6 protein-coding genes are annotated in these 5,111 nt (G+C 71.1%); 3 read left to right on the forward strand and 3 right to left on the reverse strand.

Going from position 1 to position 5,111, the window contains the following annotated elements; translation table 11 throughout:
* Window positions 1–1,193: acetyl-CoA C-acetyltransferase (locus GKQ77_RS27280; protein WP_219691592.1), on the forward strand; the 1,193-nt coding region annotated here is incomplete at its 5' end.
* A 256-nt stretch (window positions 1,194–1,449) separates the two neighbouring features.
* Window positions 1,450–2,322: a hypothetical protein gene (locus GKQ77_RS27285; RefSeq protein WP_219691593.1), complete on the forward strand. Its 873-nt coding sequence runs from the start codon at window positions 1,450–1,452 to the stop codon at window positions 2,320–2,322.
* 30 nt (window positions 2,323–2,352) lie between these two features.
* Here the strand turns inward: GKQ77_RS27285 and GKQ77_RS27290 are convergent, their stop codons facing one another.
* The gene (locus tag GKQ77_RS27290) at window positions 2,353–2,664 is read right to left on the reverse strand and encodes a hypothetical protein (protein ID WP_030792358.1); all 312 of its coding nucleotides are present in this window, start codon (window positions 2,662–2,664) and stop codon (window positions 2,353–2,355) included.
* Window positions 2,665–2,766: 102 nt separating this feature from the next.
* Here GKQ77_RS27290 and GKQ77_RS27295 point away from each other — a divergent pair, with 102 nt between their 5' ends.
* Window positions 2,767–2,997 (forward strand): DUF4287 domain-containing protein, encoded by a 231-nt coding sequence (locus GKQ77_RS27295; RefSeq protein WP_125513198.1) that lies wholly within the window; start codon window positions 2,767–2,769, stop codon window positions 2,995–2,997.
* A gap of 98 nt (window positions 2,998–3,095) precedes the next feature.
* Here the strand turns inward: GKQ77_RS27295 and GKQ77_RS27300 are convergent, their stop codons facing one another.
* Together GKQ77_RS27300 and GKQ77_RS27305 are read right to left on the reverse strand one after the other, a co-directional pair.
* Window positions 3,096–4,025 carry a Bax inhibitor-1/YccA family protein gene (locus GKQ77_RS27300; RefSeq protein ID WP_219691594.1) on the reverse strand — a complete coding sequence of 310 codons (930 nt, stop codon included), beginning with the start codon at window positions 4,023–4,025 and terminating at the stop codon, window positions 3,096–3,098.
* Between the two features lie 67 nt (window positions 4,026–4,092).
* Window positions 4,093–5,111: MFS transporter (locus tag GKQ77_RS27305; RefSeq protein ID WP_219691595.1), on the reverse strand; the 1,019-nt coding region annotated here is incomplete at its 5' end.

Raw genomic sequence — 5,111 nt, forward strand, 5'->3', positions numbered from 1 at the left:
CCCGAACCCCGATCGGCCGCGCCTTCAAGGGCTCCCTGAAGGATCTGCGCCCCGACGACCTGACCGCCACGATCATCGAGGCCGCCCTCGCCAAGGTCCCCGAGCTGGACCCGAAGGACATCGACGACCTGATGCTCGGCTGCGGCCTGCCCGGCGGCGAGCAGGGCCACAACCTCGGCCGCATCGTGGCCGTACAGCTGGGCATGGACCACCTCCCCGGCTGCACCATCACCCGCTACTGCTCCTCGTCCCTCCAGACGAGCCGCATGGCCCTGCACGCCATCAAGGCGGGCGAGGGCGACGTCTTCATCTCCGCGGGCGTGGAGATGGTCTCGCGCAGCGTCAAGGGCACGAGCGACGGCCTGCCCGACACGCACAACCCCTTCTTCGCCGACGCCGAGGCCCGCACCGAGGCCGTCGCCAAGACCGAGGGCTCCACCTGGCACGACCCGCGCGAGGACGGCCTGGTCCCGGACGCCTACATCGCGATGGGCCAGACCGCGGAGAACCTCGCCCGCGCCAAGGGCGTCACCCGCAAGGACATGGACGAGTTCGGCGTCCGCTCGCAGAACCTCGCCGAGGAAGCCATCAAGAACGGCTTCTGGGGGCGCGAGATCACCCCCGTGACGACCCCTGACGGCACCGTCGTCAGCAAGGACGACGGGCCCCGCGCCGGCGTCACGTACGAGGGCGTGCAGGGCCTCAAGCCCGTCTTCCGCCCCGACGGCCTCGTCACCGCCGGCAACTGCTGCCCCCTGAACGACGGCGCCGCCGCCCTCGTGATCATGAGCGACACCAAGGCCCGCGAGCTGGGCCTGACCCCGCTCGCCCGCATCGTCTCCACCGGCGTCACCGGCCTCTCCCCCGAGATCATGGGCCTCGGCCCGGTCGAGGCGTCCAAGCAGGCCCTGCGGCGCGCCGGGCTGACCATCGACGACATCGACCTCGTCGAGATCAACGAGGCCTTCGCCGCCCAGGTGATCCCCTCCTACCGCGACCTGAACATCCCGCTGGAGAAGCTGAACGTCAACGGCGGCGCCATCGCCGTCGGCCACCCCTTCGGCATGACGGGCGCCCGCATCACCGGCACGCTCATCAACTCCCTCCAGTTCCACGACAAGCAGTTCGGCCTGGAGACCATGTGCGTCGGCGGCGGCCAGGGCATGGCGATGGTCATCGAGCGCCTGAGCTGACAGATCGAGCGTCCGAGCTGACACAGAGTCGGCGTGCGCTGACCCTCCGTCTCGGCGCCTTTCCGTGACCCAATCTCCCCCAGGATGTGACCTATCTCCTGGGGGAGATGCATATGCCCAGCTCAGCGCGGTCTGTGGGGGTACACGGGGCCCAAAGACCTGTCCGCTTGGTGACGTTATGCACTGACAGATGGATCGTGCAGGCTTCAAGCTGATGTAGGAAGTCGGGGGTCGACTTGAAACCGGGAGTACGTCAGTGAGCGCCTTGCCTCTTGCCTTGCTGCTCTCCACGGCCGCTGCCACGGCCGTGGGTGCCGCCGCCCTGCACGCGGTGCACGGCCTTCGTAAGCAGTTGGCCGAAATCACGGCCCTCCGCACCGAGCTGGCCGAAAGCCGTGCCGCCGAACGCCCGCACCCGACGGTGCCGGGCGCCCGCACCGCCGTGGACACCGACGAGATACGCGCGGCGGTCGCCGAGGCGCTCGCCGAGGAGCGGGAGCGGGAGCTGGCCGAGGCCCGCGCCTTCTGGGCCGCCCAGGAGGCCCGTGAGGGCTCCGACGCGCCCTCCCTGCTGCACGGCCTGCCCGGCATCCCCGACGGCCTCGCCCTGCCCGGCCTTCCGGACAACATCGCCGACGAGCTTTTCCTGCCGCGCCAGGCGGACTTCGCCGGTCTGGAGGCCGACAGCCTGGAACCGGTGATCGAACCCTTCGCCGACCCGGCCGCCGACGAGTGCGCCGGGGACTCGCCCGAGCTGGCGGCGGCCCGCCGCCGCCACCCCTCGCACCCGGACTTCGTGCCGGTGCGCACCCCCGCGATGGACGGGTACGGCGACCACGAGCGCACGGTGGCCTGCCTGGAGGAGCTTGCCGACGCCCGCACCGCGCTCGCCGACGTCCGCCCGGGCCCGCTCGGCACCCTGGACGTGTACGTCTTCGCGGACGGCACCACGCTCTGCATGACCCCGGGCCACCGCGAGACGGCGGAGCTGCTCGCCAACGCCCTGCGCGAGGGCCACGCGCCGGTCCTGCTCGGCGGCTCCGGCATCTCGGGCGCGTACGCGCTGACCTTCGAGTGCGGCACCGAGAACGTCTACATCCTCGCCGACCGCGTCATCGCCTCGGTCTGACCCGGGCCCCGGACGCCCGGGGCTCCCCGCTCAGACCCCGGCCCGCTTCTGCGCCTGGGCCACCAGCTCAAGCGCTCGCGCAAGCTCCTCGGGGTCTTCCAGTACGAGGGCGAGATCACGCCCCGCGACCGTGATCTGGTCGGCGGCGGCGAACATCCCCGCGTCCGGCATCTCCCGCGGTGGGGTTCCCGGCTCCTCGATGGCCTGCGCGCGCACCGCCAACTCCCTGGCCAGAGCCAGTGCTTCGGTCGCGGCCCCGCGCTGCAGCCGGCTCTGCGGCGCGGCCCGCAGGCGGTCGGCGAAATGGTCCACTGCGGCCGTCAAAGGCGTCGTATCGAGCACCCCGCGACCTTATGCGCCTTTGCGGGACTGTTGCCAACGCCCGGACGCTCAGGCACGGTGGCGTGAAGGACGGAACACATCGCGACGCGTCCGGAGGCGCCGATGTCACAAGTCTTCTCCGAGGAGACCCACCGCAACCTGCTCGCCCGCATCCCCCAGTGCACCGGTCGTGAAGTCTCCGACTGGCTGCGTGCCGTGGACGAAGGACCCTCTCTCTTCCGCTTCGAGGAGAAGGTCAGCTGGCTCCGCGCCGAACACAACCTCGCGTACGGCCACGCGAAAGCGATCATCCATGAGTACGACCTGAGGCGGGCCGCCCGCAAGTTCCTCTGACCCCCTACCCCCCTCCCGACACGCACGCGAAGGGCCCGCGGACCGGAATCGGTCCGCGGGCCCTTCGGCTGTCGGGTTCAGCCGCTGAGCGGCTCGCGTCAGTCGTTCCCCTGGAGGATCGCGATCAGGCGCAGGAACTCGAGGTAGATCCAGACGAGCGTCATCGTCAGACCGAAGGCGGCCAGCCAGGCCTCTTCCTTCGGCGCGCCGTACGCGATGCCGTCCTCGACCTGCTTGAAGTCCAGGGCGAGGAAGCAGGCGCCGAGCAGGATGCCGACGATGCCGAAGACGATGCCGAGGCCACCGCTGCGGAAGCCCAGACCGTCACCGCCGCCGAAGACCATGAACAGGAGGTTCACGGCGGTCAGCAGCAGGAAGCCCATCGCCGCGGCCATCACGAAGCCGTAGAAGCGACGGTTGACGCGGATCCAGCCCGCCTTGTACGCCACGAGGACGCCGACGAATACCGCCATCGTGCCGAGCACGGCCTGCATGGCCGCGCCGTCCGCGATGCGGTTGTCGACGACGCTGGAGACGACTCCGAGGAAGACGCCTTCCAGCGCGGCATACGTCAGGATCAGCGCGGGCGAGGCCTTGCGCTTGAAGGACTGCACCAGGCCGAGCACCATCGCGACGAGGCCGGCGCCGATCGCGATGCCGTACGACTTGCCGATATTGGCGTCGTCGACCGGCAGCAGCGCCCAGGCGAGCGCCGCCGTGACCAGCAGCGTGCCGAGCGTGGTGGCGGTGCGCATGACGACGTCGTCCATCGTCATACGGCCCGTGGTGCTTACGGGCGCCTGGGGGGCGCCGTGCTGCACGTCCTGCTGGGCGTACGGATTGGTGGCGTAGGGGTTGCCCGCGGGGGCCTGCTGGCCGCCTGCGTACGGACCGCCTTGCGCGTACGGGTTGCCCTGGGTCTGGGTCGCGGCTGCGGGTCCCCCGGCCTGCGGCTGCGCGCCGAAGCCGGCGTAGCCGTTGTCGCGGCTGAACCCCCGTCGCGAGAAGACCGGGTTGCTGCTCCTCATTTCACTCCTCCATGGCCACCGTGCGTGGCTTTGCCCTCAAGAGTAATGCGTAGGCAAAAGGATGGTCCTAGTGCTTGGGGAGGATCTTTCCCTCTCTGTGACCGAGAACGCTCGGCATGGCCCCTACTGTTCCCGGATCGGAACCGTTCGCCCGTACGAGTGGCACCAGAGAGATCGCGACGGCGCCGAGAACCCCGGCGACCGCGAAGGTCGTGAAGCCGAGCGAGGCGTTGCCGCCCGCGACCACCGCGCCGCCCAGCCAGGGCCCGACGACGGCGCCGGTGCGGCCGACGCCGGTGACCCAGCCGAGCCCCGTGGCGCGCTCCGCTGGCCCGTAGACGGAGGGTGTGGCCGCGTAGACCATGACCTGCGCGGAGAAGAGCCAGATGCCGGTGACGAAGACGACGGCGTAGGCGACGCCGAGCGGCAGCTGGGCCTTGAGCAGGAAGGCCCCGCACGCGGTGAGCAGGAACCAGATCGCCGAGACCTTGAAGGCCCCGAAGCGGTCGGCGGTGCGGCCGGCGACGAGCATGCCGACGATGCCGCCCGCGTTGATCACCATCAGGAAGGTGACGGAGGAGGAGAGGGAGTAGCCGGAGGCGCGCATCAGCTCGGGGAGCCAGGTGGAGACGCCGTAGACCAGGAGCAGCCCGGCGAAGGAGGCGAGCCACAGGAGCGGGGTCGCCAGGCGCCGGCCCGGTGCGAAGAGCGCGGCGACGGCGGAGAAGCGGCCCTTCGCACCCGCCTCGGGGGCTTCGGCGGGGGTCGGGGACGGCAGGCGGTAGCGGGCGGCGACCGCCTCGGCCTCGCGCGTGCGGCCCTTGGCGAACAGCACGCCGGGCGACTCGGGCAGCCACTTGATGACGAGCGGCACGGCGACGATCGCGGGGATCACGCCGGTCCAGAAGACGACGCGCCAGCCGTGGCCGGGCCCGAGCGCGAGCCCGAGGCCCGTCGCCGCCATGCCGCCCGCGTGGTACGAGGTCATCATCAGGCCGGTGGCGAGCGCGGCCCTGCGCGGCGGCGCGAACTCGGCGACGATCGCGAGCCCGATCGGCATGAGCCCGCCGAGCCCGAGCCCGGAGA

Origin of the sequence: Streptomyces anatolicus (genome assembly GCF_019400875.1) — a bacterium.
In the GTDB taxonomy this organism is placed as follows: domain Bacteria; phylum Actinomycetota; class Actinomycetes; order Streptomycetales; family Streptomycetaceae; genus Streptomyces; species Streptomyces anatolicus.

What these genes read in the sequence shown, in the direction of transcription:
- GKQ77_RS27295 (WP_125513198.1), top strand. Translation starts at nt 2,767, where the DNA reads ATGTCACAAGTCTTCTCCGAGGAGACCCACCGCAACCTGCTCGCCCGC.
- GKQ77_RS27300 (WP_219691594.1), bottom strand. Translation starts at nt 4,025, where the DNA reads ATGAGGAGCAGCAACCCGGTCTTCTCGCGACGGGGGTTCAGCCGCGAC.